Origin of the sequence: Thalassospira xianhensis MCCC 1A02616 (genome assembly GCF_003326475.1) — a bacterium.
GTDB lineage: Bacteria > Pseudomonadota > Alphaproteobacteria > Rhodospirillales > Thalassospiraceae > Thalassospira > Thalassospira xianhensis.
In genome coordinates this window covers 157425-176440 of the sequence record NZ_JPWA01000002.1, presented here as the reverse complement: position 1 = coordinate 176440, position 19016 = coordinate 157425, and the positions used below count along the sequence as shown (strand labels likewise).

At 54.6% G+C, this 19016-nt stretch carries 21 protein-coding genes; 9 read left to right on the top strand and 12 right to left on the bottom strand.

Going from position 1 to position 19016, the window contains the following annotated elements:
• Positions 1-10: 10 nt before the first annotated feature.
• Entirely contained in the window at positions 11-601 is a 591-nt protein-coding gene (locus tag TH5_RS03260) for a cytochrome c3 family protein (protein WP_114120643.1), read from the top strand.
• Between the two features lie 125 nt (positions 602-726).
• Positions 727-1245: a DUF2478 domain-containing protein gene (locus TH5_RS03255; protein WP_114120719.1), complete on the top strand. Its 519-nt coding sequence runs from the start codon at positions 727-729 to the stop codon at positions 1243-1245.
• A 22-nt stretch (positions 1246-1267) separates the two neighbouring features.
• On the opposite strand, the gene TH5_RS03250 is transcribed toward TH5_RS03255, so the two are convergent.
• From TH5_RS03250 to rfaD, 10 genes are all read right to left on the bottom strand, one after another.
• On the bottom strand, positions 1268-2014 hold the full coding sequence (locus TH5_RS03250; RefSeq protein ID WP_114120642.1) for a glutamine amidotransferase-related protein: 747 nt from the start codon (positions 2012-2014) through the stop codon (positions 1268-1270).
• Between the two features lie 144 nt (positions 2015-2158).
• Entirely contained in the window at positions 2159-3262 is a 1104-nt protein-coding gene (gene ychF, locus TH5_RS03245; protein WP_114120641.1) for a redox-regulated ATPase YchF, read from the bottom strand.
• 64 nt (positions 3263-3326) lie between these two features.
• Positions 3327-4100 carry an aminoacyl-tRNA hydrolase gene (gene pth, locus TH5_RS03240; protein WP_114120640.1) on the bottom strand — a complete coding sequence of 258 codons (774 nt, stop codon included), beginning with the start codon at positions 4098-4100 and terminating at the stop codon, positions 3327-3329.
• 14 nt (positions 4101-4114) lie between these two features.
• Complete coding sequence (locus TH5_RS03235) at positions 4115-4735, bottom strand: 50S ribosomal protein L25/general stress protein Ctc (RefSeq protein WP_114120639.1); 621 nt, start codon at positions 4733-4735, stop codon at positions 4115-4117.
• Positions 4736-4857: 122 nt separating this feature from the next.
• Positions 4858-5790: a ribose-phosphate pyrophosphokinase gene (locus TH5_RS03230; protein WP_062948033.1), complete on the bottom strand. Its 933-nt coding sequence runs from the start codon at positions 5788-5790 to the stop codon at positions 4858-4860.
• A 318-nt stretch (positions 5791-6108) separates the two neighbouring features.
• Positions 6109-7122, bottom strand: coding sequence for a hypothetical protein (locus tag TH5_RS03225; protein WP_114120638.1), 1014 nt, complete (start codon positions 7120-7122; stop codon positions 6109-6111).
• Between the two features lie 112 nt (positions 7123-7234).
• Complete coding sequence (pgeF, locus tag TH5_RS03220) at positions 7235-8056, bottom strand: peptidoglycan editing factor PgeF (RefSeq protein ID WP_208638387.1); 822 nt, start codon at positions 8054-8056, stop codon at positions 7235-7237.
• Between the two features lie 11 nt (positions 8057-8067).
• A complete protein-coding gene (locus TH5_RS03215; RefSeq protein WP_114120637.1) occupies positions 8068-9195 on the bottom strand; it encodes a class I SAM-dependent methyltransferase in 1128 nt (375 codons plus the stop codon).
• Complete coding sequence (gene lgt, locus TH5_RS03210) at positions 9192-10043, bottom strand: prolipoprotein diacylglyceryl transferase (protein WP_208638395.1); 852 nt, start codon at positions 10041-10043, stop codon at positions 9192-9194. The genes TH5_RS03215 and lgt overlap by 4 nt, the downstream gene beginning before the upstream one ends.
• A gap of 92 nt (positions 10044-10135) precedes the next feature.
• Positions 10136-11122, bottom strand: coding sequence for an ADP-glyceromanno-heptose 6-epimerase (gene rfaD, locus TH5_RS03205; protein WP_114120635.1), 987 nt, complete (start codon positions 11120-11122; stop codon positions 10136-10138).
• A 243-nt stretch (positions 11123-11365) separates the two neighbouring features.
• Here rfaD and TH5_RS03200 point away from each other — a divergent pair, with 243 nt between their 5' ends.
• The 6 genes from TH5_RS03200 to TH5_RS03175 all read left to right on the top strand — a co-directional run bounded on the left by TH5_RS03200 (position 11366) and on the right by TH5_RS03175 (position 15435).
• Positions 11366-11683 carry an accessory factor UbiK family protein gene (locus TH5_RS03200; RefSeq protein WP_114120717.1) on the top strand — a complete coding sequence of 106 codons (318 nt, stop codon included), beginning with the start codon at positions 11366-11368 and terminating at the stop codon, positions 11681-11683.
• Positions 11684-11873: 190 nt separating this feature from the next.
• Positions 11874-12380: a type III secretion system chaperone family protein gene (locus TH5_RS03195; protein ID WP_114120634.1), complete on the top strand. Its 507-nt coding sequence runs from the start codon at positions 11874-11876 to the stop codon at positions 12378-12380.
• 346 nt (positions 12381-12726) lie between these two features.
• Positions 12727-13542, top strand: coding sequence for a pyrroline-5-carboxylate reductase (proC, locus tag TH5_RS03190; RefSeq protein ID WP_114120633.1), 816 nt, complete (start codon positions 12727-12729; stop codon positions 13540-13542).
• Positions 13543-13566: 24 nt separating this feature from the next.
• A complete protein-coding gene (locus tag TH5_RS03185; protein ID WP_114120632.1) occupies positions 13567-14271 on the top strand; it encodes a TetR/AcrR family transcriptional regulator in 705 nt (234 codons plus the stop codon).
• Positions 14272-14470: 199 nt separating this feature from the next.
• A complete protein-coding gene (locus TH5_RS03180; protein ID WP_062948051.1) occupies positions 14471-14923 on the top strand; it encodes a phasin family protein in 453 nt (150 codons plus the stop codon).
• 167 nt (positions 14924-15090) lie between these two features.
• Positions 15091-15435: a tRNA-binding protein gene (locus tag TH5_RS03175; RefSeq protein ID WP_114120631.1), complete on the top strand. Its 345-nt coding sequence runs from the start codon at positions 15091-15093 to the stop codon at positions 15433-15435.
• Between the two features lie 76 nt (positions 15436-15511).
• Here the strand turns inward: TH5_RS03175 and TH5_RS03170 are convergent, their stop codons facing one another.
• Positions 15512-17002: a methyl-accepting chemotaxis protein gene (locus TH5_RS03170; protein ID WP_114120630.1), complete on the bottom strand. Its 1491-nt coding sequence runs from the start codon at positions 17000-17002 to the stop codon at positions 15512-15514.
• Positions 17003-17179: 177 nt separating this feature from the next.
• Positions 17180-17956, bottom strand: coding sequence for a ferredoxin--NADP reductase (locus TH5_RS03165; RefSeq protein ID WP_114120629.1), 777 nt, complete (start codon positions 17954-17956; stop codon positions 17180-17182).
• Between the two features lie 310 nt (positions 17957-18266).
• Between TH5_RS03165 and TH5_RS03160 the strand changes: the two genes are divergently transcribed.
• The gene (locus tag TH5_RS03160; protein WP_114120628.1) at positions 18267-18950 is read left to right on the top strand and encodes a GntR family transcriptional regulator; all 684 of its coding nucleotides are present in this window, start codon (positions 18267-18269) and stop codon (positions 18948-18950) included.
• Positions 18951-19016: the final 66 nt, after the last annotated feature.

Genomic DNA, 19016 nt, shown 5'->3' with positions numbered 1-19016 from the left:
GAGATTGCCAATGTTCGATCTTCTGAAACGCTACTGGAAGGTCCTGAATTCACCAAGTGTGCATTTCAGCCTCGCCTTTTTGACGCTGGGCGGCTTCGTTGCTGGTGTTATCTTCTGGGGCGGGTTCAACACCGCACTTGAAGCAACAAATACCGAAAAGTTCTGCATTTCCTGTCATGAAATGCGGGACAACGTTTTTGCCGAACTTAAATCAACCATCCACTATTCCAACCGGTCCGGTGTGCGCGCCACCTGTCCGGACTGTCACGTGCCGCATGAATGGACTGACAAGATTGCCCGTAAAATGCAAGCATCCAAGGAAGTCTGGGGCAAGATTTTCGGCACCATCAGCACACGCGACAAGTTTGTTGAAAAGCGTCTTGAACTGGCCCAGCACGAATGGGCCCGTCTGAAGTCCAACAATTCGCTGGAATGCCGTAACTGCCATTCCCCTGACTCGATGGATACAACCCGCCAAAGCCCGCGTGCCGTCGAAGCACATGAGAAATTTTTGTTCACCGGCGAAAAGACATGTATCGACTGTCACAAAGGGATCGCGCATCATCTGCCTGACATGTCGGGTGTTCCCGAGTGGCAGTAACCGATTATCCGGCGTGATCGTATCTGTGTGGCGATCACGCCGAAATCCGCGCGAAGGACGGACGATGACGTTGACGATACTTGGTGGTACCGAAATTTCGCCAAATGGCGACCGGGGATAAATACATGCTGGCTGGTATCCCCTTTCTCCCCAAAGACGGTATCGACGATCTGTTGGACCGTGTCGCAATCCATGTCATCGGTAAGGGACAGCGTGTTGCGGGCTATGTGCAGAAACGCCGGGCAGACCGCGATTGCGGAACACTGGTTTATGTCCGCAATCTTGGCACCGGTCATGAAATGCCGATTACCAAAAACCGCGGTTCAATGGCGCGCGGCTGCAAGCTGGATGGCGATGCATTGGCAACCCTGTCCGAGCAGCTTGAAGGCGACCTGGATCATACCCCGGATATTCTGATCATTGGCAGGTTCGGTCGCAGCGAAGCCGACGGGCGCGGATTGCGCGATGTGATATCAAAAGCGATGGCGTTGGAAATTCCGGTACTGGTCGGTGTTCGCGATGAATATGATGCCGCCTGGCAGGACTTCCACGGCGGTTATGCGCAAACCCTGCCCTTTGACGAGGCCTCAATCATCACCTGGTGGCAGGAACAAGTCAGGGAACGTGCAACGCAGGAAGCCTGATGACCTTTCATCAGACCGCATCCTAAACGCTGCATGCACCAAGGCTTGAATCGACAATAACCCGCTCGTCGATCAGCACACGGGTCGCAAAACCTTCAAACCACGCCCCAAATGCCGCGTCATATTTCGCGCGCCCGGCACGTTGCTGATCAGGGGTCTGACCATTCGGTCGTTCCGTCTTCTCCGCCGATTTCGCAAGCCAGCGTTCATGCGTTTCGTCATCGACTTCAGGATGGAACTGAATGCCCCAGATGCGGTTATCTATATGATAGGCTTGATTGGGGAAAACCGAACCGCGGGCCATTAGTTCGGCCCCGTCAGGAAGCTCGAACCCTTCGCTGTGCCAGTGATAAACCATCATTTCATTTGGGAAGAGGTCACGCCCGGCTTCGGTTGCCTCAACCGGGTAATAACCGATTTCGGTCATTCCGTCGGAACGGGGTGAAACTGAAGCCCCCAGATGGCGCGCCATCAATTGCGCACCAAGGCAAATCCCCAGATACATCGCATTGCTGTTCACGACATGGGGCAGCCATTCCATGATTCTGGCGACATTGTCTTCATGGTCGTCATTAGCACTCATCGGGCCACCAAAGACAATCGCCAGATGATAGCCCGCCATGTCGCTTGGCAATGTGTCGCCTTCACCCGGACGACGAATATCGAACTCGTACCCGTACCGGCGTAAAACGGTCCCCACCCGACCGGGTTGACCGGTGGCAGAATTGAAAACCATTAAAACGCGTTTCACGGGACTTAATTCGTTCATGCCAACCTCATTGCTGCGATAGCGAAATGGTGGCGGTTTAGAATCGTTTTGACAAGCCCCTCAGTCCCAAAAGACAAAAGGCCACCGCATTCTGCGATGGCCTTTGGGGTCTTTCCCAATCATCGTATAATGCCGAAAAGCGGCTTATACGTTGAATTTAAAGTGGAAGATATCACCGTCCTTGACGATGTAGGTCTTGCCTTCCTGGCGCAGCTTGCCGTTATCACGCGCACCGGCTTCACCGCCAAACGCAATGAAATCATCATAGGCAATGGTTTCTGCCTTGATGAAACCGCGTTCAAAATCGGTATGGATCACACCGGCGGCGTTCGGCGCGGTCGCACCGGAATATACCGTCCATGCGCGCGCTTCTTTCGGACCAACCGTGAAGAAGGTCAAAAGGTTAAGCAGCTTGTATCCTTCGCGGATAACACGTGCCAGACCGGTTTCTTCAAGACCAAGGCCTTCAAGGAATTCTTTCTTGTCTTCGACACTATCCAGCAGGGCAACTTCGGACTCAATCGCTGCCGAAATCACAACCGAACGCGCACCCTGTGAAGCGGCCATTTCGGCAACCTTCGCCGAAAGTGCATTGCCATCAGCCGCACTGTCTTCATCCACGTTGCACGCATAAAGAACCGGCTTGCTGGTCAGAAGCTGCAACATGCGAAACGCCTTGGCTTCATCTTCGTTGTTGATTTCAACAACTCGGGCTGGCTTGCCTTCGCGCAGCGCTTCAAGCGCACGTTCAATCAGCTCCAGCGTCAGTTTGGCATCTTTATCACCACCCTTGGCACGTTTCTGAAGACCGGTAACGCGCTTTTCAAGGCTGTCCATATCGGCCAGCATCAATTCGGTTTCGATGGTTTCCGCATCGCGTACGGGATCGACCGAACCTTCGACATGGGTGATGTCGCCGTCTTCGAAGCAACGCAGAACATGCACGATCGCATCGGTTTCGCGGATATTGGCCAGGAACTGGTTGCCAAGCCCCTCGCCCTTCGACGCACCACGCACCAAACCCGCGATATCAACGAATTCAAGCTGGGTCGGGATGATGGTCGCCGACTTGCCGATGGCGGCAATCTTATCAAGACGTTCATCAGGAACGCTGACCCGACCGGTGTTCGGCTCGATGGTACAGAACGGGAAGTTCGCTGCCTCGGCAGCGGCCGTCTGTGTCAGGGCGTTAAACAGGGTCGATTTACCAACGTTGGGCAGACCGACAATACCGCATTTGAATCCCATCTTTTCCGGGCTCCGTCACTTCTAATGTGTCTGAAACAGGATGGGGCAGGCCCCGATCCCGATGCTATTTCTTTTTGTTAAAGGCGCGTGCCAGTGCCTGCGCCATGGCGGTTGCGGCGTTGCTGACCGGGGTGTCGGGTTTGCCTTCGACCTCCGGCGCGTCAGACGCACCTTTATCTTCGATCTTGCCGTCGCCTTCTTTTACAGCATCGGCCAATTGTTCACCCGTCGCAGCCGGTTTCGGCTTTTTCTCGGCCTTGGGTTTTGGCGGCGAGACAATGTGCGAAACCTTGCTCATAAAGCCGCCGTCGTCCCCCTTGACGAGACGCGGGAATTCAAGCGCGACACCATCCAGCAGCGCCATAAGCCAGCCGTTCTGTTCGGCCTTGGAAAAATCGCCCAGAACATGTCCGTGCACACGTTCCTTTTCCCCCGGATGGCCAATGCCAAGCCGCACGCGGCGATACTCCTTGCCGCAATGAGCGTCGATGGATCGCAACCCGTTATGTCCGCCATGGCCGCCGCCGCGTTTGACGCGCAGCTTGCCCGGTGGAAGATCCAGTTCGTCATGCAGGACAATAACGTCTTCGATCGGAATTTTATAAAAACGCAGGACTTCGCCGACACTTTGCCCCGAAAGGTTCATGAAAGTTTCAGGCTTTAATACCAAAACTTTTTGGCCGTTCACTTCGCCTTCGGTAATTTGCCCCTGAAATTTCTTGCGCCAGGGACCAAAAGAATGGCGGCGGACGAGTTCGTCCGCCGCCATAAAGCCGATATTGTGGCGATTGGCGGCATATCCCGAACCCGGGTTCCCCAATCCAATCACCAGTAACATCGTAGACCTCGATCTTATTCTTCGGTCGCTTCTTCTTCGTCAGCGCTTTCGGCATTTTCTTCCGATTTAAGCGCAGACGGAGCAGCAACAGTCGCAACCGTGAAGTCACGGTCGGTAATGGTGAGTTCGACACCTTTCGGCAGTTTGATCGCCGAAATGTGAATCGAGTCGCCAACTTCGACACCAGTCAGATCGAAGACGAGTTCTTCCGGAATGGCACTCGGTGCGCATTCGACTTCGACATCGTGACGAACGATGTTCAGAACGCCGCCTTTTTTCAGACCCGGGGATTTCTCTTCGTTAACGAAGCGAACCGGGACTTCAACGGTCATGGTCTGACCTTTTGCGAAACGCAGGAAGTCGACATGGATCGGCGCATCCGTCACTTTGTCGAACTGTACGTCGCGTGGCAGGACTTCGTAGGTTTCTTTGCCAATCTTGACGTCAAGAATGTGCGAGAAGAAACCCTGCTTGTGCAGAAGTTTGTTGAGCGGACGCGGGTCAATCTGGAACAGAACAGGTTCCTGTTTTGCTCCGTAAATGACACCAGGGACCATACCGGCACGACGCACGGCACGGGCGGCCCCCTTTCCGGCCCGTTCACGGATTTCCGCAGTGATAACAGTGTTTGCCATCGGAAAATCTCCTTGAACTAAAAACATATTGCGACCGTGGGCTGGTGCAAATCACCGGTGAAAACCCACGAAAGCAAACGCGCTGGCCTCCAGGGGTGCCAGCGCAGCAGCGCCTTATACCCTCAATCGAAAAGAACGGAAACAGATTTTTCTTCCGAAATTCGACGAATGGCTTCAGCCATCAAAGGCGCAATCGGAAGCTGACGAATTTTCGAGCAGCCACGCACCGCTTCCGACGCCTTGATCGAGTCCGTCGTCACAACCTCGGTCATCGGCGAATTGGCGATACGTTCAACAGCCGGGCCCGACAGAACGCCATGCGAAACATAGGCCGCAACCGATGCCGCACCGCGCTCTTTAAGGGCGGTCGCTGCATTGCAAAGGGTGCCTGCCGAATCAACGATGTCGTCAACCAGAATGCAGGCAGCATCCTTGACGTCACCGATAACATGCATGACTTCCGACACGCCGGCCTGCGGGCGACGTTTGTCGATGATGGCCAGTTCCGCATCCAGACGTTTTGCAACGGAACGCGCACGTGCCACACCACCGACGTCAGGGCTGACGATCACCAGTTTCTGGCCTTCGAACTTGTTGCGGATGTCGCTGGTCAACACCGGCGACGCAAACAGGTTATCGAGCGGAATATCGAAGAAGCCCTGAATCTGACCGGCATGAAGGTCCATGGTCAGAACGCGGTCTGCACCGGCAACCGTGATCAGGTTGGCGACCAGTTTGGCCGAAATCGGGGTACGGGGACCCGATTTACGATCCTGGCGCGCATAACCGAAATACGGAAGAACAGCGGTAATGCGGCGGGCCGAACCACGGCGCAGTGCATCAAGAACCACCAGAAGTTCCATTAGATGGTCGTTTGCAGGGAAAGAGGTGCTCTGAATGACAAAAACGTCCTCACCGCGGACGTTTTCCTGTATTTCACACCAGATTTCCTGATCGGAGAATCGCTTGAGATCTGCACGGGTCAGCGGCAGATTCAAGTGATCAGCAATGGCCTCAGACAGCGGGCGGTTGCTGTTACAAGCGAGGATCTTCATGGCGGGGCCTCGGTTAATGGGTGCCGGGAAAGTGAATAAATCTAATGTCCTGTACGGTACAGGCCGGATGCAAACTTGCCGGTAACAGATCCCGTCACGTCTTTCCTGTCGTCCACCTGACCGAAAAATTCGGCGCTTTCGCCTTCCGGTCCAACGACATATCCACGACACTCAAAGACCAATAATGAGCAAGTCCACATATCAGTGAACCGCGGCGGTGTTATAACCAGCCGTTAACAGTCTGTAAATGGTCGCGGTACCGAATATCGACAAGGCAGTCATGCAGATTGACGCAATACAGAACGATAAACCCGCCGATCAGCGCGACGATACCGTCTTTTTATCGGATTTAAGCATCATGCCCTTTTTGCGGGCCACCTGATTAAGCGCACCTTCAAGCGCATCGACCGCGGCCTGTGCCGCAATTGATGCCACCGATCCCCAGCGTTCATCCAGCCGGCCACGCGGCACAACGTTGTTTTGCGCCATCTGACCCAATTCGGTGCCATCTGGATCCATGATCACCCAGTCGATCTGAACCTGATCAAGCGGTGTGGTGGTTTTGCGTTCCACCGGTTTCACCGAAATGGTCGCCGATAATATGATTGATCTGTCGTCAATCGCATCGTCAACCTCGATCCCCTTGGCCCGCAACAGGGCCCCCGCCGATCTTGCCAGTGCCTCGTTACCGTCGCCCGGTGCCCCGGCAAAATCAACAAGCGCGATCTTGACCACCGGCGCCCCGGCAAGCTGGGAACGATCGCCTGAAATCAGAAACGCGATCCGCTCGGCCGGTTTGGCCACCAATTCATCATAGGCTTTTTCTGCCGGATCAACCTTTTCCCCCTTAAGGTCGCGGACCTTGTCGACAAGCTCCTTGGGCACGGCAAGGTTGGTTTCTTCGGGTCCGTTCGGAACTTGTGCAAACCAGTAGTCGGACTGCAATTCACCGGCACCGCGCGCGGTATCAATCGCCAGTCCTTCCGGATTCATCAAAACCCACGTGACATCAATATAGGCCGCATCCCCTTCGGCAAGGCGGGATTCGACATTGGGCCGCAGAATGAAATCGCCGCCGATCTGGCTGTCGCTATAGGCCGGGATATCAAGATTGCGAAGCGCGCGCGCCATGGCACGCGTCAAATGAACAGATGCCCCTTCAGGCAGGTCTTCGCCAATCTCGACCCGGACCGTATTTGTATCGCGCAGCTCAAGCAGGGCTGGATCGCCTTCCCGCCCGGCACCTTCAAACGGGCGCGGCAAATCACCGCATGCCGCAAGCGGCAAAACACAGGACGCAAAAAGAACCAGAAACCGTAATCGAGAAATCATCTATTCAAATTCACCGCGTCACATAAAAACGCAGCCAACCATGGCTGCAATGATCATAAAGAAGAACAGCATGATCAAATGGGGCATAGCATGTTTCCTCGCAATCCCGGGATCAGGAACCGGTCAGCATGATCGCCGATAACTGCCGTCCGTAATCAGGTTCGCCGCGAAGGGTCGTCCGGCGATAGCTGTAAAACAATTCTTCTTCGGCCAAGGTATCGCGCGCCACCAGCTCGACCGCGGCAATACCGGTCGCCATGGTCCGGCGGCGGACATATTCCGGCAGATCGAACATGAAGTGACCATCGCGGACGGATCGATCAAAAAGGTCCTCGTCCCCGGATGGGCCCGACAGGATCGTATCGCGGAACCCGGCATCGACTTCATATGACGGACGCGCAATGCACGGCCCTACGGCAGCCGATATATTGTCACGCGACGCGCCAAGCTTTTCCATGGCACTTACGGTTGCCTCGGATATCCCGGCAAACGATCCGCGCCATCCCGAATGGCACGCCCCGATCACGCCGGCCTTTGCATCATGAAACAAAACGGGTGTGCAGTCGGCTGTGAGGATGCCCAGCATCACATCGGGCCGGTCCGTAACCATCGCGTCTGCCTTGGGCGCTTCTTCACGGTCAAGCGGGCGTTTCAGCACCGCGACATCAACCCCGTGCACCTGATAAACCGTGGTCAAACGGTCGCTCCGCACACCAAATGCCTTTGCTGCGCGTGCACGGTTTTCCGCAACCCGTTCGCGGCTGTCATCGGATCCGAAGCCGACATTCAGTCCGCTATGGATACCGTCACTCACCCCGCCCTTGCGAGTCAGGAAACCATGTCGCAGGCCTTCGGTATTTTGCAGGCTTTCGGCCTCAATCCACCTCAAGCCATCAGCACTGCGTTCAATTCCACGGGTCGTCTGGCTGGACATCGAGAACTCCGTTATCCCTCGGCACCGCTGACACAGGGCGGCGGTGCAGTTTCGCGACCATATCCGATCAGCACTTTAAAAAGTGTTCCCATCTGATCGGCATCGATCAGGCGCGCGAGGGCCGCGTCAATCGACCCGGCCTGCGCGTCGTCGGCATTTTCTTTCAAAAGTTCAGCACGCTGCTCAATCCCCAGCATCCTGAGGAACGTACCCTGCGTCAGAACCGCCCCGATCCTTGCATCCGCTTCCAGCATCGCCCGTCCGATAGCAGCAAAATCAACATGTGCCGTCAGGTCCGCATCACCCGGCTGTTCCAGTATCGGATGATATTTGTGATCTTTAAGCGCCTGCAACGTATCGCCAAACGCGCTATGCGGGTGGCCGTAATCGATAAACAATGCAGCCCCGCCAACTTCGTTCAGACGGCGTGCGACCTGATCTGCAATCGCAATCGCCGCCGGGCAGCTTTCGAAAATATCGCCGGACTTTGCGGTTCCGCGCAAGGTTGCCGGAACCAATGCATCAGTAACCGGGGTTTCGGCCCCGCGGACAAAACCAAGCTCGCCCGTATTGGCATCCACACCAACCAGCCGTTCGGACCAACCATGAGATGCCCGTTCAAACTGGCGGATTGGCAGGGCATCGAAAAACTCGTTCCCGATCACGATCATCGGAGAGTTGCCGCCCGCCGGAATTTCGTCAAATGCCTCGTGCCAGGTCGCAGGAATGCCGTAAGGCATGATCGCGGTTTGCTGATGGGTGCGCAAAACCGGGCTGGTTTCAACAAACCGCACTGTCAGCGCATCGGAAAGCCCCGGCACATTGCGCACCGCGCGCAGGGCATCAGCCATCAAAGTTCCACGCCCCGGTCCCAGTTCCACAAGGTTGACCTTGCGCGGGCTTCCCATCTGCTGCCACGTTACCGCCGCCCAAAGCCCTATAAGTTCGCCAAACATCTGGCTGATTTCGGGTGCGGTAATGAAATCGCCCTTGCGTCCGAACGGATCCTGTTTGCGATAATAGCCATGCTCGGGATGGGCAAGCGCCTCGTTCATGAAGTCGGCAATCGTGATCGGCCCGTCAAGCGCGATGCGCCGCTTCAAATGGTCGAGCAATGTTTTGTCGGGAGTCCCAGTCACGCCTTCTGTCCGTCTTTTGCCTGGTCGTCTTTTGGAAGCTTGCGCGTTTCAATCTGTGCGGCTTTCATCCCATAGATAATGCCACCCACCCCGACAAGAACCATCGGGATCGACAGCAACTGCCCCATGGTTGCCCCAAACGTCAGGAAACCAAGCTGAGCATCTGGCTGGCGGAAAAACTCGACGATGATGCGCGAAATGCCATAACCGGCGACGAACGTTCCGCCAAGTATCCCCGGACGATGGCGGACATAGGCGCTACGCGACAGGGCGAACAGGACGATAAACAGGACCAGCCCCTCAAGGGCTGCTTCATAGAGCTGGCTGGGGTGGCGTGGTTCCGGCCCGCCATGCGGAAACACCATACCAAGCGGGGAATCCGTAACCCGGCCAAACAGTTCGCCGTTGATGAAATTGGCAATCCGCCCGAAAAACAGCCCGATCGGTGTTGCCACCGCCGCAGCATCCAACACCGCCAGAATGGAAATACCGCGTTTGCGCGCGAACAGGATGATCGCCACGATCACGCCCATGAACCCGCCATGGAATGCCATGCCGCCCTGCCATACCTTCAGGATATTGGCCGGGTTCTCAATGTAATATTCCAGATTGTAAAACAGGATATATCCCAGCCGCCCGCCAAGAATGACACCAAGCGTCGCCCAGAAAAGCAAATCATCGATATCACGTTTGCTCATGATATTGGGCGTCTTGGTGCAGTAATAGACGACGTAACGCCAGCCAAGCAGCAACCCGGCAATATAGGCAAGGGCATACCAGCGGATTGCAATCGGACCGATAGAGATCGCGATCGGGTCAATCGCCGGAAAGGCTAGGCTCAGCATCAGGGGAAACTCCGTGACGTATGTTTGTTAATTTACCGACTGGTGGCAAACGATCAGGGCAGGAACATGGCAAACAGTCCCCGCCCCGCATCGGATCAACGGAACGGGTCCTCGGTCGCAAGGTAATCCTGAATATATTGCCGCACCCCTTCTTCAAGCGGGGTCATGTTCGCGCCATACCCACACGCGCGCAGCTTGGTCATATTGGCTTCGGTGAAGTACTGGTATTTGTCTCGGATGCTTTCGGGTGTCGGCACGTACTGGATATCGGGTTCCTTGCCGATCGCGCCAAACACCGAAAGGGCCAGATCCTTGAAACTGCGTGCCTTGCCGGTGCCAACGTTAAACAGGTCGCTGACCTGCGGATTGTCGTAAAGCCACATGATAATGTCGACAACATCACCGATCCAGACAAAATCACGAAGCTGTCCGCCATCCTCGTAATCGGGATGGTGTGACTTGAACAGGGTTGCGGTTTCACCCGCCGAAAGCTTGTCAAACATCTGCGATACGACTGACCGCATGCCGCCCTTGTGATATTCGTTCGGGCCATAGACATTAAAGAACTTAAGCCCGGCCCACTGTTTCGGGCGGAAACCGTTCTGATCAAGGATGGTCCGGAACCGGCGATCGGTTGCATGTTTTGACCAGCCATAGGCATTAAGCGGTGCCAGTTTTGCCAGATCGGCCTGATCGAAACTGTCGTCAAAGCCCTGCTTGCCATCGCCATAGGTCGCCGCCGACGACGCATAGATCAAACGTGATGAATGCCGTGCGCACCATTCCCAAAGCCAAGTCGTGAGCTTGTAATTGTTCTGCACGATCTTGTCGGCGTCACGTTCGGTCGTAGCCGAAATCGCGCCCATGTGGAAAATGGCGTCAACGTCGTTATTATGCGCTTCAAGGAAAGCCGGAAGATCATCGGGATGCACGATATCGCGCAGGTTACGCTTTGCGATGTTTTTCCATTTGATCCCGTCGCGCAGGCGATCAACAACCACAATTTCGGTTTCGCCCCGTTCTTCAAGGGCAGCCACGATATTGGACCCGATAAATCCGGCGCCACCGGTTACGATCAGCATTGCATTCTCCTCGCGGCACGTTGGCCTTCTTTGTGGCCTTTTGCAGCCCTCTGGGCAGTCGAATATTGAAACTGACAACTTTATAGGCCCCGCCCCGGTCTGGGGCAAGCAAAGCCGTTTGTTTTTCCTTGATATAAGCCCGATTGACGATCAACTTGCCTTGCGGGGCGCAAGGCCCATATTATGCGCATGTTTTGCGGATACGCCGTAACAGTCGATATTGCCCAAAAGCCGGAGACAAAGATGCAGATCAACAACCGTATTCTGGACGACCTGACCCGTGTCACCAATTCCGCACTGGGCACCATGACCGGCATGAAGGGCGAGATTGATGCACTTGTCCGCCAGCAGTTTGAAAAAATTCTGGCCGGGATGGACATGGTAACGCGCGAAGAATTCGACGTCGTACATGATGTCGCCATCCGTGCCGCCGAACGTATTGACGGTCTCGAAGCCAGAATTGCCGAACTTGAAGAACGTCTGGCAAAGACCGAGAAACCAGCAACAAAAACGGCCCCCAAACGCACCAGCAGCAAACCGGCTGCAAAAAAAGACGCATAACCGGGAAATCATCCCCACATACAGGCAAGGAACGCCGTTCATAACAGGGTCGCGGAAAGGTCGGCCGGGAACCGCGGATTGCCGATCACATGAAATTCATTTCTGTCCTGCGTCGCGGGGCGGTTGAAACGCGGCGGGCACCGGCATATAGTGCGCGCCCTTTCGCATATGCAGAGACTGGCAAATTTATATGAACGACCATCTGGAAGATATCGGCGACCTTGGCGACGAAAACCCGTTGCTTCTTGTCGAAGATATCGCCCGCACGAATGACTGGCACGTGGAACGTCGCAGCGAAGATGAAGTCGTTGTAGAAATCCCGGCGCATTGGTGCACGTATCTGGTCTATTTCACCTGGCGCGAAGATGCCGAAGCGCTTCACATTGCCTGCTGCTATGATCTGTTCGTGCCCGAACCCCTCCGTCCGCGCATCTATGAATTGCTGGCAAAGTGCAATGAACAGCTTTGGCTCGGCCATTTCGGATTGTGGCTGGATGAAAACATGCCGCTGTTCCGCCATACGCTTTTGTTCGGCGGCGATGTACCACCGATGGTTGAACAGTTCGAAGAACTGATTGATATCGCTGTTTCCGAATGCGAACGCTTTTTCCCGGCCTTCAACTTCGTTCTGGGTCAGGGTAAAACCCCGGACGAAGCATTGACCCATTCGATGCTGGAACCTGTTGGACAGGCATAGACTTGTTTATCCGCCACGAATTTCTAAAAGGGTCGGCATCGCGTCGGCCCTTTTTGCTGCTGGCGTTAATTTTTTTTGCGCATCCCACCCAATGTCTGATTCGATATAAATCCCGGCGGTAGTGACGGAATAATCCCCTGAACAACACAAAATCCCGTGTCGGTTACTTCTCTTGGAAAAACACCCCGCGTCACGATATTTGACGGCCAGATTCTGTGAATTTTGTCACTCCCCTTGCCCCTGTGACCGACTTGACCCACCTTGAGAACATCGCTACGGCATTGCATTGCGATTGCTGATCCACACATGTTCGGCAGTCAGGGATGGAAAAATCGGAGCAGATTTGATGAATACGCGTCTATTGCTGGTCGGCTGTGGCAAAATGGGCAGTGCCATGCTGGAAGGCTGGCTGGCCAAAGGGCTTAAATCGGACAATGTCTATATCGTAGAACAGGCCGAAGCCGCCGAAAAACTGTCAACCCGCTATGGCGTTCATGGCATTACCGATGTCACCGAAGTCCCGCAGGATTTCATCCCGCAGGTGATCCTGTTTGCGGTCAAGCCGCAGGTCCTGCCCGATGTGATCGACAGTTACAAACCGCTGGTTCGTGCCGAAACGGTCTTCCTGTCGGTTGCCGCTGGCAAAACCATCGACTTCTTTGCCGGTCACCTGGGCGAGACTGCGCGCATCGTTCGCGCCATGCCCAATACCCCGGCTGCCGTATCGCGTGGCATGACCGTAATGTGCCCGACCGACAATGTCAGCCAGGCACAACGCGACATGTGCGAAACGCTTCTGGCCACCGTCGGCATGGTTTCGTGGGTAAGCGATGAAAGCCTGATGGATGCGGTCACAGCCCTTTCGGGTAGTGGGCCTGCCTATATCTTCCATCTGGTCGAAGCCATGGCCCAAGCTGGTGAGGCTGCTGGTCTTCCGGCTGATCAGGCGATGATTCTGGCGCGCCAGACGGTTGTCGGGGCAGGCTTCCTTCTGGATGCCAGCGAGGAAACCGCATCCACCCTGCGCGAAAATGTCACAAGCCCCGGCGGCACCACGGCCGCCGCTCTTTCGGTACTGATGGATGCGCAGAACGGCCTGCCCGACCTGATGACCCGCGCAGTTGAAGCCGCCCGGAAACGTTCCGTCGAACTGGCGGGATAAGCATAAACAATCAAGGAGACGATCATGCCGGCAAAGAAAGACCCGCAAACCAGACTGATTGATGCTGCCATGGATGTGGCCGCAGCCGGACGCTGGCATGACGTCACCATGATCGACATCGCGCAATCGGCAGGTGTCGATATCGGGGTTGCGTTTGATCATTTCAAAAGCAAGGCCGATATCCTGCGCCAGTTCGTGCGCAGGATCGACCGGATCGTTCTTGCCGATCTTGATCCCGCCGACTTCAACGAGCCCGGTCATGATCGCCTGATCGCGGTGATGATGGCGCGGTTTGATGCGCTGGCACCCTATCGCCCCGCCCTTCGTTCCATCGTCGCCAGCGGCGGTGATCTTGGCCCGGCGGACACACTACGTGCGATCAAGACACATTTCGGCTCGATGCGCTGGATGCTTGATGCCAGCGGCTTTACCACCGGGGGTCTGCATGGCAGCCTGCGCGTGGCTGGGATGGGCACGATTTATGCCCGGTGCTTCAAGCAATGGCTTGAGGATGAGACAGCCGATTTCGGACCGACCATGGCCGCCCTTGATCGCGCTCTGTCACGCGGCAGCGAATGGGACAAACGGATTGGCACCGGTATTTCCCGGCTAAGCCGGGTTTGCGGAAAAATTCAGAAAAAATGTGACCGGTTTGCACAAAGATGTCGTCGGGCCGACCACACCGAACAGACATCCCCGTCTGCTGAAAACCGCAGCACCGCGCCCTAACTATCTGATCTGAAACAGGGACAGGAAACCATAACCCAAGGTTATTTCATTAAACAAAAACCAAACCATGAAGTTTTTGTGCACTGCAAAATAAACCTTGACGGAAACGGTTCATTCCTTCATATTGCAGTTGAATTTGTGCGGCGCACAATAGCGCCTCATTCCACACCTGTTGCAAATTGCTGATGGAGCGCACACCATGACTGCCGCTAAAAAGGCTACCAACCCGTTCTTCGATCTCGACTTCACCAAATACACTGCGGATTTCAAAATTCCGGGTGTCGACGTGAACGAGATGATGGCGTTTCAGCGTAAAAACGTTGAAGCCCTGACCAAAGCCAACAAGGTTGCCTTCGACGGTTTCCAGGCTGTTGCTCAGCGTCAGAGCGAAATTTTCAAAACGCTGCTGGATAAAGTTCAGACCCAGGGCAAAGATTTCGCTGCTACTCCTGCTGACAACCCGATGGCTGCTGCTGCAAAGCAGACCGAAGCTGCAAAAGCCGCTTACGAAGAAGCCCTCGCCAATGCCAAGGAACTGTCCGGCCTGGTAAGCAAGTCTCAGGAAGAAGCTCTTGCTCTTCTGCAGACCCGCTTTACCGAATCTCTCGACGAGTTCAAGTCGGCGATCGAAAAGACCGCCACTGCAAAATAATCTAGCTGATAACTTTTCCCGTTATCACCTTCCGGCAGAGCCTTCTGGCTCTGCCGTTTTTATTTGTGCTTTTGCCCAAACTCCTGATCTGCCCAAACGCATCGATAAGCCCTTAACGGCAAACTGTGATCCCGCTAATCTGGCTCAAATCCATCGGAGAAAAATTTATGAGCGAGATCAGTTTTGATGACTTCCTGAAAGTGGACATCCGTGTCGGGACCGTCGTCGACGCACAGGAATTCCCTGAAGCCCGCCGCCCGGCTCTCAAGCTCTGGGTGGATTTCGGACCGGAAATCGGTACCCGCAAAACATCGGCCCAGATCACCAAATATTACACGCCCGAAAGTCTGATCGGGCGTCAGGTCGCCGGTGTGGTCAATTTCCCCAAAAAACAGGTTGGCCCCTTCATGTCCGAATTTCTCTGCCTGGGCTTTCCCGACGGCCAGGACGACAAAGGCATTGTCCTGATCGCCCCGGAACGCAACGTTCCCAATGGCGGACGCCTTTTCTGACACGCAAGCCATAAACTGACAAAAAGGGCGCAGCCATATGGCCGCGCCCTTCCCCCACCCCGTCTTCCGGTTTTTCTTAGCGTGCCAGCACCATCGCTGCTTCGCGCGTACGTCCGACCGTTCCAGCGACACTGGTTGCTGACGATTTGATCGCGTCAATGGTCGCTGCAAAACTTTCAACCGATGTCGCCATGCTTTGCATGTTCCCTGAAACTTCCTGCGTCACGGCGCTCTGTTCTTCCACCGCCGAAGAAATTGTCGTCACGTTGTTCAGAACAGTTTCTACATCGGTACGGATAGATCCCAGTACATCGACAACCTCGGCTGCAATACCCTGAATCCCGCCGATCTCGCCGGAGATCTGTTCGGTTGCCCGCGCGGCCTGGTTGGCAAGGTTTTTGACCTCGGTCGCAACAACAGCAAAACCTTTTCCGGCCTCACCTGCACGCGCGGACTCTATTGTCGCATTAAGCGCAAGCAGATTGATCTGGCTGGCAATATTCTGGATCACTTCGACGATATTGCCCATTGCCGCAACAACTTCGGTCATTTTGTCGGTTGATCGACCAGCAAGAACCGTTTTTTCGAAAACCCGATCGGTGGATGTTCTGGCCTCGGACATGCTGCGCGAAATTTCCGCAATCGATGCCGCCAATTCTTCGGACCCTGCTGCAACGGCCTGAACATTTGCCGATGTTTCACTGGAAACCGAAACCGCAAAGACCGACTTCTCGTCCAATTGGTACAGACTTTGATCAATTTCGGAAAAGTTGTTATCGATCATCGCTTTCAGATCAATCAGAAGATTGACCTGTTCGGTCACATCGGTTGCGAATTTGACAACCTTGTAAGGCACACCATTGGCATCAAAGATCGGGTTATAGGATGCCTCGATCCACACCACGCGTCCGCCCTTTGCAATGCGTTTGAACTGTTGTGCGGTGAAATTGCCTGCGCGCAAATCTCTCCAGAAATCCGCGTAATCGGCACCCCTTGCATATTCTGGCTCCACAAACATCCTGTGATGTCGGCCCTGAATTTCCGAAAGCTCATATCCCATCACCGACAGAAAATTGTCGTTCGCGTCCCGAATTGTTCCATCCAGGTCAAATTCGATCACCGCCTGACTGCGGCCGATTGCATCCACCTTGCCATCAAGCTCGGCAAGCTTTTCCTGACGGGCGGTAATATCAGATGCGAACTTGACAATCTTTGCCACCTTCCCCTTCCGGTCAAACACGGGGTTATAGGTTGCCTCGATCCAAACCTGCTTTCCGCTTTTGGTGATACGCGGGAACGCTTGGCTTTTGAATTGGCCCGCTGTCAGGTCTTTCCAGAACAAATCATATTCCGGTGCGTTACGAATTTGGGTCGGCACAAAGATACGATGATGCTTTCCCGTGATTTCCGAAAGGCTGTAGCCCATCAAACTCAGGAAATTATCGTTTGCACGAATGATCGTACCATCCGTTTCAAACTCGATTGCAGCCAGCGATTTTTCAAGTGCAACAAGCGTTTCAGAAGCCAGACCATTCTTCTTAGACGAAAAGAAACTCAACACAGACATCACATACCTCATGAAAGGAGTACCAGAACGTCAATGCTGTTGCTGCGATCTGGCTTTTGGTGACGCCATAATTAATACATATGTATAGGCACCCATATCCCCATATGAGGAGTACAAAATGACAAAAGCGCCCCCGGAGGTGCGCTTTTGTCAAATCACTGATTGCCCTGAAATGCGTTATTTCTCGACGAACGCCTTCTCGATCACGAAGTGACCGGGCTCGTTCATATTACCTTCCTTACCGCCCCACTCGACCAGCATTTGGCGGGTTTCGGCAATCATTTCCGGATTACCGCACAGCATGAAACGATCATTTTCAAGGGTCGGCTTGTCCATCCCCAGATCGTCATAAAGCTTGCCGGACTTCATCAGATCGGTAATGCGGCCCTGATGTTTGAATTCCTCACGGGTCACGGTCGGATAATACAGAAGCTTGTTCTGGACATCTTCGCCAAAGAATTCATTGTTGGGCAGCTCGCTGTGGATGAATTCCTGATAGGCTAGTTCACGAACTTCGCGGCAGCCATGAACAAGGATGACCTTGTCGTAACGCTCATAGGTCTCGTAATCACGAATGACGCTCATGAACGGTGCCAGACCGGTACCGGTCGACAGCAGCCAAAGGTTTTTACCCGGAAGCAGATTGTCATGGATCAGGGTTCCGGTCGGCTTGCGCCCGACGAGAATCTTGTCACCTACTTTGATATGCTGCAAACGCGATGTCAGCGGACCGTTCGGCACCTTGATCGAGAAGAATTCAAGTTCCTCGTCGTAATTGGCACTGACCATTGAATAGGCGCGCAAAAGCGGCTTGCCTTCGACTTCGAGTCCGATCATGGCAAACTGACCGTTGATGAACCGGAAACCCGGATCACGGGTGGTTTTGAAGGTGAAGAGGGTGTCAGTCCAGTGATGGACGTAAGTGACTGTTTCTTCGTTTAAATTGCTGGCCATAACGCTGCATCAATCCGTTTCGTCTAGAGCTTTCTACTGGACCGTGGCGGGAACGACGGACACACTTTCACGGCACCGTATCCATGCCAAGTTGACGCGATTTAACATCAATCAAAGGTATATCGCAAGAAAACATTCACTCGTTGTGTGTTTTTATGTGGAACCACGAAGAAACATATAAATTAAGTGTAGAATATTGTCTGACAATAGTGCACGATAATCGCATCAGGCATATATCGCAACCGCGAAGTCCCTCCTAGATAGGACAGGATGTGCCCAGCAGCAATGATCCATCGCAATCCGGTGATAAATGACAGAAACCGATGCTTCCGCCACCGAGGCCCTGACTGTTCAGCACGTTTCCGATACCATCACCAATGCAATTCGTGACGGTCGCCTCGTACCCGGCCAACGTCTGACCGAAATCGACTTCGCCAAACGTCTTGGGGTCAGCCGGCCATCCGTTCGCGAAGCTTTTCGGCAACTGACGGCAGACGGCCTTCTGCTCAGTCAGCCCTATCGCGGGGTTAGTGTCCGTCACATGACGCGGCGCGAAGTGGATGATCTGTTTGTCGTGCGCGGCGCGCTTGAAGGTCTCGCCGTACGGCTTGCAACCCCGATCCTCCAGGTCGATGCGGTGCAATTGCAATCCATTCAGGCCGAACTCGATAGTGCCGAGGCCCGCAATGACCTTGCGGCCATGTCACGCCACAACCTTGCCTTCCATATGCTATTTGCCGATGTCACCGGAAATGCGCTTCTGTCTGAACAACTACGCCGCATTTCCAACAGCGTCTATTGGCTGCAATTCCGCGTTCTGGTCGCAGATGACAAGGTGCTGCAAACCAATCCCCAGCATCGCGACATTGTCGATGCCGTCCTTGCCGGTGACGCCGACAAGGCCGAAGCCATCATGATCGACCATGTCGATCACTCGCGCCAGCTGGTGCAAGCGCTGCCCGACACTCATTTTGCCGAAAGCCCGGAAGACTGACGGCCCTCCCAGCCCCTGCCTACTCACTTTCCAAACGGGCGAGCGGAAAAGACATCGCCACCCACG